The sequence below is a fragment of the Alkalitalea saponilacus genome, from assembly GCF_900168165.1.
Classification (GTDB): Bacteria; Bacteroidota; Bacteroidia; order Bacteroidales; family Marinilabiliaceae; genus Natronoflexus; species Natronoflexus saponilacus.
Genome location: NZ_FUYV01000014.1, coordinates 55,433 through 72,399 on the forward strand (window position 1 = coordinate 55,433; position 16,967 = coordinate 72,399).

The window sequence follows — 16,967 nt, forward strand, 5'->3', positions numbered from 1 at the left end:
TACTAAACCTAAACCCAAAACTATGCAAATTTAATGAATTAAGTTCTTTAATACCTAATTATTTTAATAAAAAATTAGTAGACATAGCTTCCTTCACGATCTTTTAACATTTCCTGCAACTTTTTGCGGGTGAAGAAAATTCTGCTTTTTACTGTACCTATGGGTAAATCAAGCTGTTCGGCAATTTCTTTGTACTTATAACCATCTGTATGCATTTTGAAAGGAATGCGAAATTCATCTTCCAACTGGTCAATGTAGCGATTCATTTCAGTAACACTGTGAACCATTTCAGGGGTTTCAGATGCATAATTACTACGGTAAGCTAACCTGTTGGCATCGTCTCCACCATCAAAGGTGTTTTTTGTTTTTTGATTACGGCGGTAGTTATTTATAAAAGTATTTTTCATGATGGTAAACACCCATGCTTTGAAATTGGTATTGGCCGTAAACTGATTCCGGTAGGTTAAAGCCTTCAAGATGGTTTCCTGTAATAAATCCTGTGCATCTTCATCGTTGGCTGTTAAACTTAACGCGAAATAACGCAACTTGTCTTGTAATCCTAACAAATGGTTGTTAAATTGAATTGTCGTCATGGCTGAAGATTTTTTTTGGTTTATTTTTGTATAACAAATATATGTAATATATAAACAGATGCAAATAGTTTTACTGCTTTTTTTTATATAAATTAGATCAATTACAAATAACCAAAACTTATATGTATTGATAATCAATACACATATACACCTACCATGTAACAATTGCATTTTCGACGTTAACCCAGCGTTAAACAATTCACTTTCTCTCATAAACAATAACCACATTCACTTATTATATTACCTATTTACCTGTTTGATAGGGGTTTTGAACTATCAAAATGAAAATAATGGGGCTCCAAAACAAAAAGAATATATTTTGAACTGTCCTTAAAATTGAAAAGTGAAGGAAAATAAATACCTTTACAATCAATTCATCGCGAACCACACCATTAGCGACATTGAGACATAATTCACTCTTCGCGGAAAAAGTAAAGGACATTTTAAACTATTATGCGACATATTACATCAAAACTAATACACGGATCATCCGGAAAAGAAGATCAGCAATACAGAAGTCTGAAAACCCCCATATACCAGACAGCATCCTATGATTTTGAATCCGCAGAGGATGCCGAAAAGGCCTTTCGTGGCGAGAGTGAAGCATATATATACTCCCGGATAGGAAATCCAACAGTGACAGAACTTGAAAAAAGGCTTGCTCTATTCAGTAATGCAGACAATGCACTCTGCGTTAGTTCTGGAATGGCGGCCGTGTCAAATGTATTCCTCACGTTATGTAGCAGTGGCGATAATATTATTACCTCTCCTTACCTGTTTGGTAACACCTGGTCGTTTTTTGCAAAGACCCTGAAAGAGTTCAACGTTGAAGTGAGATTTGTCGATCTGGAAAACCCCGAAGAAATAGAACGCAACATTGACCGCAATACGCGGGCAATATTTATGGAGGTACTTACCAATCCTCAATTGATCGTATATGACTTTGAAGCCATCTCTCATATCGCTTCAGACAAAAACATTCCATTGATTGCCGACAACAGCGTGCTTACACCCTACATATTTGAAAGTAAAAACCTTGGAGTTGACATAGAGATTTTTTCAAACACAAAATTCATTTCAGGTGGAGCCACTTCCATTGGTGGCACAATACTTTGCTATCCATCGGATAAGTGGGCAGCAGTTCCCAAGCTTGCAGAGCAATACGATAAATTCGGACAGCAGGCGTTCTACAAACGCATGCACAAAGAAATTTACAGAAATACCGGGGCATGCCTCTCCCCCAACAGTGCATTCTTACAGCTACTTGGTCTGGAAACCATTACCCTGAGAATTGACCGGATATGCGAAAACGCACTCAAAACTGCTGAATTCCTCAATGACTCTGATAAAGTACAACATGTGGATTACCCAGCATTAAAAGGGGCTAAATACTGCGATTTAACCCAAAAATTCCTAAAAGGGAAATCAGGATGTTTAATAAACCTGGAGCTCGATGGAAAAGAGAACTGTTTTCGGTTTATGAACAACCTTGAAATGATAAGGCGTGGCACCAATTTCTGCGATAATAAATCGATGATCATACATCCGGCTTCCACCATTTTCTGGGATACTCCGGCAAAAGAGAAAGAGTTGATGAAAATTAATGACAACATGCTGCGACTATCTGTTGGGCTGGAAGATGTAAGTGATATTATTGATGATATCCAGCAGGCACTTTACAAACTGTAAACAGATTGTTAGTGATTTAGAAATTAAGACTTTCAGATGCTAATTAACTTACTATTTACATTTTATTTACTCACTTTCCAGGCACTTACGTGCATCTTCCAATCGGGCTCGCTCTTTGTCACCTATTTGAGGATACTTTAGAGGTAATTGTGCCAGTTTATTAGTTATAATATTACTCACCACCATGCGCATAAACCATTTTTTGTCGGCAGGAACGACATACCACGGAGCGTAACTGTTACTAGTTGCCGAAAGCATCTCGGAATATGCATGCATATATCTATCCCAATGTTTGCGTTCCTCAGCATCAGACATAGAAAATTTCCAGTTGCGCGCAGGGTCTTCAATGCGCTTCATAAAGCGTTTTTTTTGTTCATCTCTTGAAACATTAAGAAAAAATTTCAGCACCATTGTCCCGCTATCAGTTAAATGCTTCTCGAGGTTATTGATTTGATGGAATCGATTTTGCCAAAATTGATCGGACACATCTTCAACCTGATCAATGCCGGGCAAATTTTGTCTGAGCAAAAATTGCGGGTGCACTCTTACCACCAAAACCTCCTCATAATATGAACGATTAAAAATTCCAATGTACCCTTTGGCAGGTAGCTTCTTATATATTCGCCATAGAAAATCGTGCTTCAATTCGAGTTCCGTTGGCGATTTAAAACTTGAAACCTGCGTTCCCTGTGGATTAACCCCCGAAATGACGTGCTTAATGGTACCATCTTTTCCGGCAGCATCCATGGCCTGAAAAATAATTAACACTGAATATTTGCTTCCGGCATAGAGTTTATCCTGCAATTCACGCATGGTTTGAATATTGGAAAGAACTTCACTCTCTGCATCGGATTTATTATAAAACCCTGCTGAATAAGAAGTATCAAAGTCACTGACTTTGACACGAGAACCAGGCTTGACCTGAAAATGTGTGTCAAGATGATATTTTTCCATAAATGAGAATTTTTATCCTCAATTTAGGAAAAAACCATCAGTCATGAAAAGAAAATAAGCAGAAAAGGAACTAAAACAGGAACCAAAAGGCTTAATACAATGCCACTGAGTATGGCAATAACGGTCATCTCCTTACCGGAAAATCGGACTATAACAGGTAAAGTTGTGTCCATTGCTGTGGCACCTCCGGAAGCAATAATGGAGAAACGACCGAACAGTTTCACCAAAAAAGGAGCCATAACCAGAGTGAATACCTCTCGAAATATGTTTGCCAGAAGGGCAACAACCCCGGCCTCATCGCCACGAATGCCACTTATCAAAATTGCAGATAGGCTATAGTATCCAAAACCTGCACCAATGGCCATGGCTGTTCCGTGGCTGATTTGATGGATAAAGAGAGAGATTATCACTGCACCAGCTAAACTCCCAAGAATAACACCAATAGGAACAAGCAAATGCACCAATTTCATACGACGAAAAATTTCACTCATGGAGTTATCACTACCAACACTGATTCCAACAATCAACATCAGTAAATAAAGTGCATAGGTTGAAAGAGATTCATTAAGCATCCACTGAGGAAGTAAACCGGATAATGCCAATCCAATGCCCAATGCAAAAAATGATAGAATGATGATGCTGCTTCTCATCTCAATAATAATCCGTTTTTAACTGAATCTCGGTGTAAACCGTAACCACAAGTATCGTTTATAGTCTATTTATGGAAACTCTTTTATTAATTAAGAAAGGCGGTTGTTTCTGTGAAATAAAAGCATCAATAATGCAACAAACACCACACTCCCCATTACTGCTCCCAAAGACAACAGAAACGCCTGCCATCCCAGTTGTGGAATATTCTCTATAACATCGGGGTTATTTCCCACAGAGATTCCAAGAAAAAACAGCAGCAGATAGACAGACCACATCATAAAAAGCGAGGCTCTTTTCCTCACTATTGAATATGATTTAAAAAACCGACCGGCAATCAACCCAATCAGAAACAACCCGATTACTATTACAACACTCATAATATCAAGATACTATCAAACACAAACCAAAATTGAATTAAAGTTTTTTTTAAAAGATTACAACTTTTTGGCGCAACCTTTGCTATGACCATCATCGTATATTTATAGTCATAAACAAAAACCTTATACCATGATCAAGTTCATTAAACTTTTTGCATATTTAGCAATTATAGGCGGGATAGCAAAATTTCAGCAAAATGGAGAAATAAATGATTACCAAAACACAACTCCATCAATTAAGGAACAAACCTCAACTCAAAACTCTTCAATCATGGCAATCACCAATGTCTCATACCGAAATCCATTGGTATTCCAGACATTGATAATCTCCAAAGAAACAGATTCAGCATCTGACTCGCTTGCTATGAAATTCAACCATTAATATTTTGGGGCTTTTTCATCGGGAAACCGTTCTGCGTATTCCTTCCAGAAGCTCTTCACCTCACTCTTTACTTCCCGGTGCAATATAAGAATTCCGATTAAGTTTGGAATGGTCATTAAAGCGATGGTTATTCCGGAAAACACCCAAACAATGGAAGTATCAACAAACGAAGCTACAAAGAAACCTACAACATAAACCAGTTTATACCAGATAACAGAATTCATTCCAAACAGGTATATCATTGCTCTTTCGCCATAATAACTCCACGAGATGGCCGTAGAGAAGGCAAACAACAATAATCCTATCGACACTATATATTTGCCATATTCGCCCAGCCAGCTGCGGGAGAATGCAATGGTTGTTAGTGGTGCGCTATGAATGAGCGACTCACCAAATACCCTGACGCCTTCAGGTGGTGACATGCGCCCCCGAACGACAGGAACCTCACCAGTCCATGGCATGTTGCCTTGAATCAAGAAAACATTCTCAGCCAATGAGCGCGCATGAATAATGGATATTTCATCAGTAATTTGTCCCTCAGTAACTTTCAAGTTTCCTGTAAACAGTGGCAACGACTTTTTACCATTAACATGTGCGCCGAGCGATTGCCTGTCAGATTCAATTCCATCATCATAAAGACCTTCAACCACAGCCAAATCGGCCATTTGGAAAAGATTCTCATGTTTCTCCTGCCACACCCCGGACGCCAGAAGTGTCATTCCGGTTAACATGCAGATGATGATGGTGTCGATAAATGGTTCCAACAAAGCCACCATCCCCTCTGACACAGGCTCATGTGCACGTGCAGCAGCATGTGCAATGGGTGCAGAACCCTGACCAGCCTCGTTGGAAAATAATCCTCGGTTTACTCCACGGTTAAATGCAAAAGCAACAGAGGCTCCCAAAAATCCTCCTGTTGCCGATGAACCGGTAAACAGATCGGCAAAAATAGCCACCATGGATGGCCAAATATTTTCGTAGTTATAGATAATAACCAGAAAGGCTCCCAGAAAATAGATGATCGCCATCACCGGAACCAGAGTTTGGGTAACTTTCGCAATTCGCTTGATCCCTCCTACAATTACAAAAGCCAGCAAAACAGCCAAAACGGCACCAGTAAGCATATGTGGAATGGAGAAAGTTTCCCAAAGGGAGTTGGATATGCTGTTGATTTGGGGTAAACTGCCGGTTCCAAAAGATGAAAAAACGGTGGCAACAGCAAAAATAATGGCCATCCATTTACCAAAATTGAGCCATTTACCGGAAGGAAGTTTTATGTTGAGCCGTTTTTTCATATAATACATCGGTCCTCCGGCGATGGTTCCATCTTCGGCTTTTTCACGGTGTTTATGTGATAAAGTAACCTCCACAAATTTAGTCGTCATCCCAATTAGTGCTGTCACAAGCATCCAAAACAAGGCAGCCGGCCCTCCAAGATGAACAGCCAGAGCTACCCCGGCAATATTTCCGGTACCAACGGTACCAGACAGTGCGGTTGTCAATGCCTGAAAATGACTGGTATCACCTTCATCTCCCTCTCTGTCAAATTTTCCCTTCACCATTTTTATGGCGTATTTGAAAAAACGGATTTGAGGGAAAACAAGATATATAGTAAAAAACAGACCGGTACCAAGCAGAAGGAAAACAAACCATTGTCCCCCGCCAATATAGGAATCAAGAATGGATAAAAAATCGTTAAGTTTTTGCATAATAGGTCGATTAAATCATAATACGAACAGGTTGGCGAATATCTACAAACACTAATAAAATTGAACTACATCAAAGGAGTTTTCCCGAAATCTGGAAAATCAAATTCTGGTTTCTCTAAATAAAACCAGAAAATTCAGAAATTGTTATTTCAAACCAGAAAAGAACTGAATTTTATAAGCACCCAGGCTCTTTCTCCAACAAAAATAAGTTTTTATTGCAAAATAACTATCATTTAGCTTTCAACTTTGAAGTCGATCAACGAAAACACATAAGTTCTTCGTGATGCAGAGACAGGATAAAGTAAGTAGCAGCGATCGTGGGTCAGCATCATAACATCCCTGTCATACTCATTTTTCTCAATGGTTCTGATCACAAAATCTGCTGAAAATGAAGAGAAGTCAAACAACATGTTGCCCGAAAGATAATTTTCCATTTGGATTGGAGCATTAACAATTTGAGGTTCGTCATCAGCAAGAATTTGTTTCGGAATAATGCTTGAGATATTTTTTGTTGTTGAGAAAACCATGAACTTCCCCTTTAAAGGAAAGATGGTTTTCTGTTTTGTAAGGTTTTGGGAAATAAGCAAACGTAAAGTTGACAAAAGTTTGGTAACCAAGATAAGAAGTCTCACCAAAACCTTGAAAAAAGGTTTTCGCTTTTTACCAAAATGAATATCGTAGAAAATCTCCATGGCTTCATAAAAGACTCCAAGATATCTGACATCGCGGGTGGTACTTTCACCCTTAAAATGGATGATGGTGATGTCAGGGTTATAATACACATCAAAGCCGGCTTCTTTAATTCTCCATGAAAGATCGATATCTTCCCCATACATAAAGAAGCGTTCATCAAAACCACCGCACTTTTCGATGGCTGTTCTGGTCAACACCATAAAGGCTCCGGATAGAATTTCAATCTTATTTATCTTGTCAACCGGTAGATGCCCTAGGTAATATCCGGAAAATCGATGTGAAGAAGGAAACCATTTTGCCAATCCCAACATCCGGAATGCAGATCTTGAAAATGTGGGCAATCCACGTTTTGATTCAGGCAAGTACCGGCCGTTTCCATCAATCATTTTTACCCCCATGGCTCCACAACCGGGATGAAGCGTCATGAAATCAAGAATCTTCTCCACCACATCTTCAGGAACGATGGTATCGGGGTTGAGCATCAGAAAAAACGCTCCCCTTGCCTCAGCCATACCTTGATTGCACGCTATTCCAAAGCCGGGATTATGATGATTTTGGATTACTGTAATCTGTGGAAATGATGATTTAATATATTCAACAGTACCATCGGTACTGTTGTTATCCACAACAATAATTTCACAACGGGGATGTGGCTTCTTCAATAAAGAAGCCAGTGTTAATCCAATAAAAGGAATTGAATTATAAGTAACAATAACAACAGATAGTAATGGTTTAAATTGATTTTCCGGCTCTGTCATCAATCATTGAATTTATTTATTTGATCTCTTTATGAAACGCATTAAATAGTATATGATTGTTAATGTTGCTAAGAAAAGCAACATTCCGACCTTTTCATTGAAATCAAGATTAGACAAAAACCATACAATGATGGCTACAGAAAGAACCGGCACAGTGTACCCACCGGGTATTACAAATCTGGCTCTTCTTACATTTCCATTGTTGTTCATTCTCAGCTTTATCACAGAAAGTGCCACGCCCAGATACACCAGTAATATAGAGGCTCCTGAGATAATGGCCAGTTGCCTAAAGCCTCCAAGAACCGCCAGGGTAAATCCAATGGCTGCGTAAACCACAATGGCAATGTGCGGTGTTGAATATCTTGAATGAATTTTAGAAAGCCACCCCGATGGAATGACCTTGTCTCTGGCAGCACCAAATAAAACCCGCGGCATGCTCAGAACTTCACCACTCAAATTTCCGAACATGGATACGGCTGCACCAATTGTCATGATGGTGAAGCCCCATGGGCCAATGATCTGGTATGCTACTTGTGCCAACGGCGCTTCAGGGTTTGTTACCAATTCTGCTCCCAACACCCCTTGGGAAACCACTTGAATAAGCATATACAACAGAAGAACGCCCAATATGCCTACAAATATGCCACGTGGAACCGTTTTTGATGGATTCTTTACCTCGCCACTGACGGCAAGCCCTGATTCTCCCCCCTGAAATGCAAAGAACAGGATCAAAGCCATCTCTCCAATGCTCCTGATTCCGGGGGTAAACTCCCATTTTAAATTCTCTAATGACACCTCTCCCCAACCCATAACAACCAATAAAACCAATGGTGCCAGTTTAGCTATGGTAATAAACTTAATGAGGCCAATCCCCTGTTTTACCCCGAGTACGTTAACAAAAGCCAATCCGCCAAACACCAACAGAAAAAACATAATCCGAACCATCTCTTCACCAAAAAACGGGGAGACAGACGCCAATATGCCAACCAGCGCATTTGCAACAGCCGCATCGGCGGCAATGCAGGAACTAAGGAAGAGTATGGCTGTTAAAAAACCGGCATACTTGCCAAATGCGACTTCAATGTATGTGTAAGCCCCTCCGCTGTTGGTAACTTTGCTTCCAACTTCGGCAAAACAAAGCATGATTAGCAATATCAACACACCACAAAACAGGTATGCCAAAATACTTGCAGCGCCTAAGCCGGCTGCAACAATGGCCGGCAATACAAAAATGCCGGCTCCTACAATGATGTTTATAAGATTGGCGCTAAGTCCCCAAACCCCGATCTCCCTCCTGAGTTTCTCCTGTGTCATTATTATCTATAGAATTTCCTGTTGGTAAAAATACATTGACAGAGGTTCCTTTTCCCACTTTGCTCTCTATTTCAATTTCACCCCCATTTTTTTCAACAAATTCTTTACATACAATCAGCCCCAATCCCGAACCGGTTTCCTCTGCGGTTCCTTGAGCTGATAAATTTCGTTCAAGATTAAAAATCACTCTGATTTTTTGAGAGCTGATCCCGATACCCTCATCCCTGACAGACAATTTTATTCTCTCTCCAAATGGTTCACTTTTAACGGTAACCGTTCCTCCCGGATGCGAAAATTTCATGGCGTTACATACAAGATTTCGCACGATGACAGAAAGCATGGAAGAATCGGCAAAAACAGATGCATCATCTTCAACTTCATTCACCAACACCAGAGATTTATGAATGGTATTTACCTGCAATACTTTAAACACGTTATCTGCCAGATTCTTTACCTCAACATGGGTTGGATTAACTTTCAGCTCACCCGATTGATTCATTGCCCATGACAATAAATTATCTGTTAAACTTAACAGTGAATTGGATGACTCATATATTTCTCCAATGTAATTCTTGATCTCCTCACGACTGAAATTATCTCCATCTCTCATCATCACCTCGCTCAATCCTAAAAGACCAGTAAACGGACTTCGCAAATCGTGTGCTACAATAGACAAGAACCTGTCCCGTAGCCTAACTACATTCTTTAATTCGTCTTCAGATCGTGTCAATTTCTCATTTACCTCATTCAAATGCCGGTTACGAATTTCTGCCTGATGATATAGCTTATCCGTAGTCTCTTTCTCCTTTTCAAGCAGCATTCCGGATTTAAAGGCTTTTAATCTTAACTCCTGCTGAATGGTATTAATAAAAAACCCAATAATTACGATGGGATAAATATTGACAAGCACCAAATACTGGTCGCTACCCGCTTTGAAAACCATTTTCCACAGCCAGGTAAAAACTATAAGTGGTATAAAATATAAAAGAGCCGATTTAATAATGGTGGTTTTAATCTCCATGGAGATTAAAAAAATAATCAGGATGGTTCCCGTGGCATGCGCAGCAAGATGATCACAATTTAAATGAACCAGGCATTTTGCATACATCATAACCGCCAGTGAGGCAAGCATTACATTGTATAAAACCTTTCGAAAAGCTGCATGAGTTGGCCGGTTTAGCCATACTAAGAAAAGGAGTATTAACATCAACCCCAATGGCGCCAACCGGGTATAAAATGCGTGAATGTTATTAAGCTCATAAATATCAGACCAGGCAAAATAAAGAAGAACAAGAATTCCAATAACAAGCTTTAAGCCAAGTTTCTGGTTAACCAACTCTATTAAATGCTCTTTAAATCCTGAACTTAGTTCTCTGTCGCTTAATGAAACCATTCAGTAACACTTTGGAATGAGGTATTATTTGAGTGTTTTTTTAGCATCAGGCCATTTTAATTACAAAATAAGTCAGTCCTGCAGTTTATAAAAAGATTCCCGGGTATCAAAAAAGTTGCATGCTTTTCTACCTATATATCTTATTTACAAATGTATGATTAGCTGTCTCAAAATATAACTAATAGTCTCCTAATTAAGTTTCAATGTCATGACGACATTAAAATATTCCGCAAATTATAAAAAAAAGTCAATATTTTCCAGTCTTCCTCATCCATGAGATTATAATCTCATAGTTAACTGAATTCGTTTTCTCGCTATATCAACCTCAAGCACTTTAACCTTAACATGTTGATGAAGTGATACCACTTCATTTGGGTCAGAAATAAACTTATCGGCCATCTGACTGATGTGCACCAATCCGTCCTGCTTCACCCCAACATCTACAAAAGCTCCAAAATTGGTTATATTGGTTACGATTCCCGGAAGTTCCATGCCCTGCTTGAGGTCTTCGATGGTTCGTACATCGGCCGAAAACTCAAAAACCTTTATTTGCTGTCGGGGATCACGTCCCGGTTTTTCCAGCTCAGACATGATGTCTGTTAATGTTGGCATCCCGGTTTTATCGGTCACATATTTTTTTAGATCAATATTTTTTCGCAATGCGGAATCCTTCATTAAATCGGCGACATCGCAATTAAGATCAGCAGCCATTTTTTCAACCACACCATACGATTCGGGGTGGACAGCTGAATTATCAAGAGGATTACCAGCTCCACCAATTCGTAAAAATCCGGCACATTGCTCAAATGCTTTAGCACCAAGTCGGGGCACTTTTTTAAGTTCGTTACGTGATTTGAAGGTTCCGTTTTCGGTACGGTATTCAACTATATTTTTAGCCAGTTGGGAACCAAGACCCGAAACGTAAGTGAGTAAGTGATGGCTTGCGGTATTAAGCTCAACTCCAACCATATTCACAGACGACTCCACCACCTGATCGAGGGAGTTCTTAAGTTTTGTCTGATCTACATCGTGTTGGTACTGACCCACGCCAATGGATTTTGGATCAATTTTAACCAGCTCTGCAAGCGGATCCATTAATCTTCGTCCGATGGAGACAGCTCCTCGCACAGTTACGTCATAATCGGGAAACTCATCGCGCGCCACTTTACTGGCGCTGTAAACCGATGCTCCATCTTCACTCACAACAAAAACCAATACCTCCTGCTTCAGTCGCATGTTGCGGATAAAGGTCTCAGTTTCGCGTGATGCTGTTCCATTACCTATGGCAATGGCTTCTATTTTATAAGCTTCTACCAGCGTGTCGATTTTGCGGTATGCCTGTTTTTGCTCGTTTTGAGGAGGATGTGGATAAATGGTCTCATTGTGAAGTAAATTACCTTGCGCATCCAAACAAACCACCTTGCAACCGGTTCGGTAACCCGGATCAATGGCAAGCACCCTCTTTTGACCAAGCGGCGGGGCCAACAGGAGTTGTCTCAAATTTGCGGTGAACACCTGAATGGCCTCCTCTTCGGCCTTTTCTCGATAAAGCGAAGCGGTTTCGTTTTCAATGGAAGGTGCCAGTAAGCGTTTATAACTATCTTCAACGGCCATTTCAACCTGATGTGCGGCTTCGTTGCGTCCCTTCACAAATATTCGTTGCAGCCGTTCAATGGCAACATCCGATTCAGGAGCAATGGAAACCTTTAGAAAACCCTCCTTTTCGCCTCTTCGCATGGCCAGTAAACGGTGCGAACGGCACCGGTTCAATGGTTCTGAGAATTCAAAGTAGTCCTGATATTTGGCCGCTTCTTCCTCTTTTCCTTTAACCAGCTTTGAGGTGATAACAGACTGTCTTTCAAAAATATTCCGAATGGTTTCGCGCGCTCTAATGTCCTCGCTCACCCATTCTGCAATAATATCCCTTGCACCCTGCAATGCCTCCTCCACATCGGGCACCTCATCGTTCAAAAATTCAACCGCCTTGCCTTCCACATCGCGTTCCTGCTGGTTCATAAGAATCTCTGCCAAAGGCTCCAATCCCTTCTCCCGCGCTTTAACGGCTCTGGTTTTTCGTTTTGGTTTATAAGGCAGATAAATATCTTCCAGTTCAGTGGCATCCCATGAAGCCTCGATGCGCTTGCGAAGCTCATCGGTCAATAGGCCCTGCTCTTCAATGGTATTTAAAATGGTTTGCCTACGTTTCTCAATCTCCTGAAACTTCTCGTACTTTTCCTTTATTTCACCAAGAACCACCTCATCAAGACTTCCGGTCATCTCTTTCCGGTAACGACTGATAAAAGGGATGGTGGCTCCTTCGTCAAGAAGAGCCAGAGTATTAGAAACTTGTTGATTAGAAATATTTAAAGCGGTGGAAATTAATTTTGAAAACATAGGAATGGTAAGTGATTATTTAGTTTAATATTTAAACACTCTATTGCAAATACAGAACCTTAACATTAATACAAACTTCTTAATTTATAAACACCAACTCACTTAACATAGGAATCAATATAAAATTTGGCTATTAATAATTCGGAATCAGAATTTGAGAATGTCATTGATGCCACATCATTAGCTACAGCTAATAAAGCCAATAAAAACCACCTACCGTAAAAGCTGGTAATCTGAAATCAACAATTCTGGTGAAAGATTTAGTTTTTTTGTGAGATTTCGAATCATTTCTAAAGTCAATTTCCTCTTTTTTCTTAGTATTTCAGAGACCCTGCTTTTTCCTCCAATTTCAGCAACCAAATCAACCTGTTTGAGTTGCATTTCCTCCATCCGAATCTTGATTGCTTCAATTGGATCCGGGGCCTCAATTGGGTAATGTTTCTTTTCGTATTCGTCAATTAAGAGCCCCAATACATCAGCTTCATCACTTTCAGAAGAACCAATTGGTGCGTCAAAAATCTCCTCAAGTCTTTTTAGCGCATTTTGTAAATCAGCATCTGTTTTTATTGGTCTTAGTTCCATTTTTATAGTTTAAATTGTATTCGCGTCAATCTTGTCATAATCCACATGAGTCCCTATAAATCTGACAAAAACCCATTGCTTCTCAAAGTTGAATTTTGCAATTAGTCGATAAGAGTTTCCTTTGATATTGAATACAATTCTGCTCTCTTTCAATACACTGGCATTGGCATAACTCTTTTTCACTTCATTGGGATTCTTCCAATCACTGTTCATAGCCGTGTTGTACCATGTTTTCAGATATTGTTCCGAATCAGGATGTCTCTCCCAAAACTCTCTCAAAGTGCTTTTCGCAAAAACTCTTTCCATTACCTTTGATGATTAATGCAAAGATATAAAACAAATTCCCAAAACGGGAACTTTTTCTCGTTTAATTTAAAATATGAAGTCTCAATTTAGAACTACCCCATCTGCGCCCTGTTACCAGGCCTTTTCCCCTTATTAAACTTTTTTTTGGGAGGATGCCCCTTTTTGAAGAAACGCTTTCGAGGAGGTGCATCGGGATTGTACTCAGGCCCCTGCTCAAAACCGTCAGGCAAAGGAGATTTAAAAATCTCCTTTTCAATTAACTTCTCAATGTACGAGAACTTCTCCTGCTCCATATCGTTAATAAAAGTCAGTGCCACGCCGGTTGACTTAGCTCTGGCTGTTCTTCCCACGCGGTGTACATAATCTTCTGCATCGCCCGGCACATCATAGTTGATAACCAGGTCAATACCATCCACATCAATACCACGTGCTATGATATCGGTGGCCACAAGGATTTTCACCCGTCGGTTTCGGAAACCCAACATCACTTTTTCACGCTCAGCCTGTTCCAAATCGGAATGAATGGCTTCAGCAGCAAATCCCTCCTTAAGCAGTGCACGGTGTATCTCTTTCACTTTTAGCTTTGTTGAAGAGAAAATAATCACGCTGTTCATCTCTTTGTCTTTCAACAAAGAGTTGATGAGTGGAATTTTCTGTGTATCGTAAACCAGATAAGCAGCCTGAAGAATTCCTTCAGCAGGCTTTGATATGGCTATGCTCACCTCTTTGGGATTGGAAAGGAGCTTTCTTGAAAGCTCCCTGATTTTTGGAGGCATGGTGGCCGAAAACAAAAGCGTTTGACGCTTTTGCGGCATTGATTTCACAATTTGCATAATGTCATCATGAAAACCCATATCCAGCATCCTATCGGCTTCATCTAAAATAAGATGCTTTAAGTTTGAAAACTTAAAGTATTCCATGGTCAAATGCTGAATCAGTCGTCCCGGAGTTGCTACAACAACATTGGCTCCAGTTGTGAGTGCCTTTCTTTGCTGATCCCACAATCCGGCATCATTTCCGCCATAAACAGCAACAGAAGTTACCGGCAGAAAATATGAAAACCCCTGCATTTGTTGGTCAATTTGTATGGCCAGTTCCCTTGTGGGAACCAAAATCAGGGTAGTGGTGGTCGTATCTTTGGTTTCGATAAGCTCATTGAGAACCGGTAAAAGATAGGCAGCGGTTTTACCGGTGCCGGTTTGCGCGCATGCAATGATGTCGTTTCCGGTCATGATAACCGGGATGGTCTCCTGCTGAACGGGAGTTGCTTCTTCAAAACGCATTGCCTCTAATCCTTCCAGGATTTCGGCATTAAATCCAAACTCTGTAAATTTCAAGTTGTAATAAATTAATGAATGATTCTATTCTACATAAAGTACCAACCCCTTCAGGTATTCGCCTTCGGGATGGTAAATACTCACCGGATGATCAGCCGGCTGATCCAGCTGATGCAATATCCGTACATTTCTTCCGCTGCGTGCAGCAGCAGAAAACACCATGGTTCTGAAAGCCTCCTTTGAAATCACTTGCGAACAGGAGAAGGTAAACAAAATTCCTCCCGGAGCAATCATTTCAATGGCTTTCGCGTTCAATCTTTTATATCCCTGAAGCGCATTTTTTATCACCTTCAGGTGTTTGGCAAAAGCCGGCGGATCCAGCACCATTAAGTCATATTTTTCCTTGGCCGACTCCATAAACTTGAATGCATCCACTGCAAAAGAGCTATGGCGTATGTCACCCGGAAAATTCAATTCCACATTTTGGTTGGTCAGTTCAACGGCTCTTTCGGAGCTATCCACTGAATGAACCATTTTTGCGCCTCCCCGCATGGCATAAAAAGAAAAACCTCCGGTGTAACAAAACATGTTTAGCACCTTACGGTTTGCACTGTACTTTTCAAGAAGTGCACGGTTTTCACGCTGGTCAACAAAAAAACCGGTTTTCTGTCCCTTCTCCCAGTCTGCCTGAAATAGCAATCCATTCTCCTTGGCGATGTGAGAAGTACTCTTACCCCATAGGAAACCATTTTCAGGCTGAACATTGGCCTTAAAAGGCAATGTTCCTTCAGATTTATCGTAAATGGCTGTTAATTTATCCCCGAAAACATCTTTCAGAGCATCAGCCAGCACATTTCTGCACCTGTACATCCCCACGGTGTGCATTTGCACCACGGCAGTCTGGTCATACACATCCACAATCAATCCCGGAAGTCCGTCTCCTTCGCCATGAACCAAACGGAATGCATTGGTGGTTTCGGATGATGTTAAACCCATGGCAGCACGAATTTCGTAGGCAACTCGGATTTTTCTTTGCCAAAAAGCGTCGTCGATGGTTTCATCTTTAAACGAGAGCACACGAACAGCTATGGAGCCTATTTGGTAGTGTCCAATGGCCAGAAAATTGTCGTGCGAATCATGCACACGCACCAAATCTCCCTCCTCCAGTTCGGCATTTACATTTTTAATGGCTCCCGAAAAAATCCAGGGATGAAAACGCTTCAGGCTTTGTTCCTTAACGGGTTTCAAATAAACTACAGGTAACTGCATATATTGCGGTGGTACTAATTTTTAAAATGAAGACTTTTAACTTTATAGGCAGGCTCAAGCAGCATCAATTCCTCAAAAATACGGAACGCAATCCAGGCATCCGTGGCAGCGTAATCTACCTGCGCAGGAGTTAAATTGTCCGACTCCCAGTTGCTTAACCTCTGACGTTTTGATACCCTAACACTTAAGACCAATCCGGCCAAAGCTTTCAGGCTGAATACATCAATTCCAAAGGATTTCACCATGTCCTGAATTTCCACAAACCGGGATGGCTTAAAATTAGCCAGTCGTCTCAATCCACGAAGGTCATCGCGAATACCAACCCCAACCTTAATGATGGCTGAGTTTTCGAGCAACTTAACCAAAGAGCCGTTAAATCCGGTTTTATTGAGTCTGAAAAGATATGCTTTATCGGAGGTCGAAAGCTGTAAAAGTGAGATTTCATTTAGAGCTCCTTTTTTAAACGAGGGTTTGGTTTCGGTATCGAAACCAATGACCTTCTCAGAAAGAAGTTCTTCAACAATTTCGTCGACCCTTTCCGGATCTTCCACTACGGTAATGGTACCCTGAAACTGACACAAAGGTAATTCTCCTATGGCCTCTTTGCTAATTGTGCTATCCATTCG

General features: G+C 40.6%; 16 protein-coding genes. 2 read left to right on the forward strand and 14 right to left on the reverse strand.

Going from position 1 to position 16,967, the window contains the following annotated elements:
• Positions 1 to 74: 74 nt before the first annotated feature.
• Positions 75 to 593 carry an RNA polymerase sigma factor gene (locus B5X70_RS11800; RefSeq protein ID WP_079558109.1) on the reverse strand — a complete coding sequence of 173 codons (519 nt, stop codon included), beginning with the start codon at positions 591 to 593 and terminating at the stop codon, positions 75 to 77.
• A 453-nt stretch (positions 594 to 1,046) separates the two neighbouring features.
• Here B5X70_RS11800 and B5X70_RS11805 point away from each other — a divergent pair, with 453 nt between their 5' ends.
• Positions 1,047 to 2,282, forward strand: a complete 1,236-nt coding sequence (locus B5X70_RS11805) for a PLP-dependent transferase (protein ID WP_079558110.1) — start codon at positions 1,047 to 1,049, stop codon at positions 2,280 to 2,282.
• Between the two features lie 66 nt (positions 2,283 to 2,348).
• Here B5X70_RS11805 and B5X70_RS11810 read toward each other — a convergent pair whose 3' ends face one another.
• The 3 genes from B5X70_RS11810 to B5X70_RS18350 form a co-directional block, all read right to left on the reverse strand.
• Positions 2,349 to 3,236 (reverse strand): polyphosphate kinase 2 family protein, encoded by an 888-nt coding sequence (locus B5X70_RS11810; protein WP_079558111.1) that lies wholly within the window; start codon positions 3,234 to 3,236, stop codon positions 2,349 to 2,351.
• Positions 3,237 to 3,277: 41 nt separating this feature from the next.
• On the reverse strand, positions 3,278 to 3,886 hold the full coding sequence (locus B5X70_RS18345) for a LysO family transporter (protein ID WP_232468364.1): 609 nt from the start codon (positions 3,884 to 3,886) through the stop codon (positions 3,278 to 3,280).
• Positions 3,887 to 3,976: 90 nt separating this feature from the next.
• Entirely contained in the window at positions 3,977 to 4,264 is a 288-nt protein-coding gene (locus B5X70_RS18350) for a LysO family transporter (protein WP_232468365.1), read from the reverse strand.
• Positions 4,265 to 4,394: 130 nt separating this feature from the next.
• Between B5X70_RS18350 and B5X70_RS11820 the strand changes: the two genes are divergently transcribed.
• Positions 4,395 to 4,646 carry a hypothetical protein gene (locus tag B5X70_RS11820; RefSeq protein WP_079558112.1) on the forward strand — a complete coding sequence of 84 codons (252 nt, stop codon included), beginning with the start codon at positions 4,395 to 4,397 and terminating at the stop codon, positions 4,644 to 4,646.
• Here B5X70_RS11820 and B5X70_RS11825 read toward each other — a convergent pair.
• The 10 genes from B5X70_RS11825 to B5X70_RS11870 form a co-directional block, all read right to left on the reverse strand.
• Complete coding sequence (locus B5X70_RS11825) at positions 4,643 to 6,355, reverse strand: alanine/glycine:cation symporter family protein (RefSeq protein ID WP_079558113.1); 1,713 nt, start codon at positions 6,353 to 6,355, stop codon at positions 4,643 to 4,645. The genes B5X70_RS11820 and B5X70_RS11825 overlap by 4 nt on opposite strands.
• Positions 6,356 to 6,588: 233 nt before the next feature.
• Entirely contained in the window at positions 6,589 to 7,806 is a 1,218-nt protein-coding gene (locus tag B5X70_RS11830; protein ID WP_079558114.1) for a glycosyltransferase family 2 protein, read from the reverse strand.
• Positions 7,807 to 7,818: 12 nt separating this feature from the next.
• Complete coding sequence (locus B5X70_RS11835) at positions 7,819 to 9,120, reverse strand: APC family permease (RefSeq protein WP_079558115.1); 1,302 nt, start codon at positions 9,118 to 9,120, stop codon at positions 7,819 to 7,821.
• Complete coding sequence (locus tag B5X70_RS11840; RefSeq protein WP_079558116.1) at positions 9,074 to 10,513, reverse strand: sensor histidine kinase; 1,440 nt, start codon at positions 10,511 to 10,513, stop codon at positions 9,074 to 9,076. Before B5X70_RS11840 ends, B5X70_RS11835 begins: the two co-directional genes overlap by 47 nt.
• A 279-nt stretch (positions 10,514 to 10,792) precedes the next feature.
• On the reverse strand, positions 10,793 to 12,907 hold the full coding sequence (locus B5X70_RS11845) for a Tex family protein (protein WP_198314201.1): 2,115 nt from the start codon (positions 12,905 to 12,907) through the stop codon (positions 10,793 to 10,795).
• Positions 12,908 to 13,120: 213 nt separating this feature from the next.
• Positions 13,121 to 13,489 carry a helix-turn-helix domain-containing protein gene (locus tag B5X70_RS11850; protein WP_079558118.1) on the reverse strand — a complete coding sequence of 123 codons (369 nt, stop codon included), beginning with the start codon at positions 13,487 to 13,489 and terminating at the stop codon, positions 13,121 to 13,123.
• Between the two features lie 9 nt (positions 13,490 to 13,498).
• Complete coding sequence (locus B5X70_RS11855) at positions 13,499 to 13,795, reverse strand: type II toxin-antitoxin system HigB family toxin (RefSeq protein ID WP_079558119.1); 297 nt, start codon at positions 13,793 to 13,795, stop codon at positions 13,499 to 13,501.
• Positions 13,796 to 13,887: 92 nt separating this feature from the next.
• Entirely contained in the window at positions 13,888 to 15,132 is a 1,245-nt protein-coding gene (locus B5X70_RS11860) for a DEAD/DEAH box helicase (protein WP_079558120.1), read from the reverse strand.
• 24 nt (positions 15,133 to 15,156) lie between these two features.
• Positions 15,157 to 16,341 carry a class I SAM-dependent rRNA methyltransferase gene (locus tag B5X70_RS11865; protein WP_079558121.1) on the reverse strand — a complete coding sequence of 395 codons (1,185 nt, stop codon included), beginning with the start codon at positions 16,339 to 16,341 and terminating at the stop codon, positions 15,157 to 15,159.
• A 14-nt stretch (positions 16,342 to 16,355) separates the two neighbouring features.
• On the reverse strand, positions 16,356 to 16,964 hold the full coding sequence (locus B5X70_RS11870) for a 3'-5' exonuclease (RefSeq protein WP_079558122.1): 609 nt from the start codon (positions 16,962 to 16,964) through the stop codon (positions 16,356 to 16,358).
• Between the last annotated feature and the right edge of the window lie 3 nt (positions 16,965 to 16,967).

Coding starts and splice junctions, on each gene's coding strand:
- B5X70_RS11800 (WP_079558109.1), bottom strand. CDS start 593: ATGACGACAATTCAATTTAACAACCATTTGTTAGGATTACAAGACAAG.
- B5X70_RS11805 (WP_079558110.1), top strand. CDS start 1,047: ATGCGACATATTACATCAAAACTAATACACGGATCATCCGGAAAAGAA.
- B5X70_RS11810 (WP_079558111.1), bottom strand. CDS start 3,236: ATGGAAAAATATCATCTTGACACACATTTTCAGGTCAAGCCTGGTTCT.
- B5X70_RS18345 (WP_232468364.1), bottom strand. CDS start 3,886: ATGAGAAGCAGCATCATCATTCTATCATTTTTTGCATTGGGCATTGGA.
- B5X70_RS18350 (WP_232468365.1), bottom strand. CDS start 4,264: ATGAGTGTTGTAATAGTAATCGGGTTGTTTCTGATTGGGTTGATTGCC.
- B5X70_RS11820 (WP_079558112.1), top strand. CDS start 4,395: ATGATCAAGTTCATTAAACTTTTTGCATATTTAGCAATTATAGGCGGG.
- B5X70_RS11825 (WP_079558113.1), bottom strand. CDS start 6,355: ATGCAAAAACTTAACGATTTTTTATCCATTCTTGATTCCTATATTGGC.
- B5X70_RS11830 (WP_079558114.1), bottom strand. CDS start 7,806: ATGACAGAGCCGGAAAATCAATTTAAACCATTACTATCTGTTGTTATT.
- B5X70_RS11835 (WP_079558115.1), bottom strand. CDS start 9,120: ATGACACAGGAGAAACTCAGGAGGGAGATCGGGGTTTGGGGACTTAGC.
- B5X70_RS11840 (WP_079558116.1), bottom strand. CDS start 10,513: ATGGTTTCATTAAGCGACAGAGAACTAAGTTCAGGATTTAAAGAGCAT.
- B5X70_RS11845 (WP_198314201.1), bottom strand. CDS start 12,907: ATGTTTTCAAAATTAATTTCCACCGCTTTAAATATTTCTAATCAACAA.
- B5X70_RS11850 (WP_079558118.1), bottom strand. CDS start 13,489: ATGGAACTAAGACCAATAAAAACAGATGCTGATTTACAAAATGCGCTA.
- B5X70_RS11855 (WP_079558119.1), bottom strand. CDS start 13,795: ATGGAAAGAGTTTTTGCGAAAAGCACTTTGAGAGAGTTTTGGGAGAGA.
- B5X70_RS11865 (WP_079558121.1), bottom strand. CDS start 16,341: ATGCAGTTACCTGTAGTTTATTTGAAACCCGTTAAGGAACAAAGCCTG.
- B5X70_RS11870 (WP_079558122.1), bottom strand. CDS start 16,964: ATGGATAGCACAATTAGCAAAGAGGCCATAGGAGAATTACCTTTGTGT.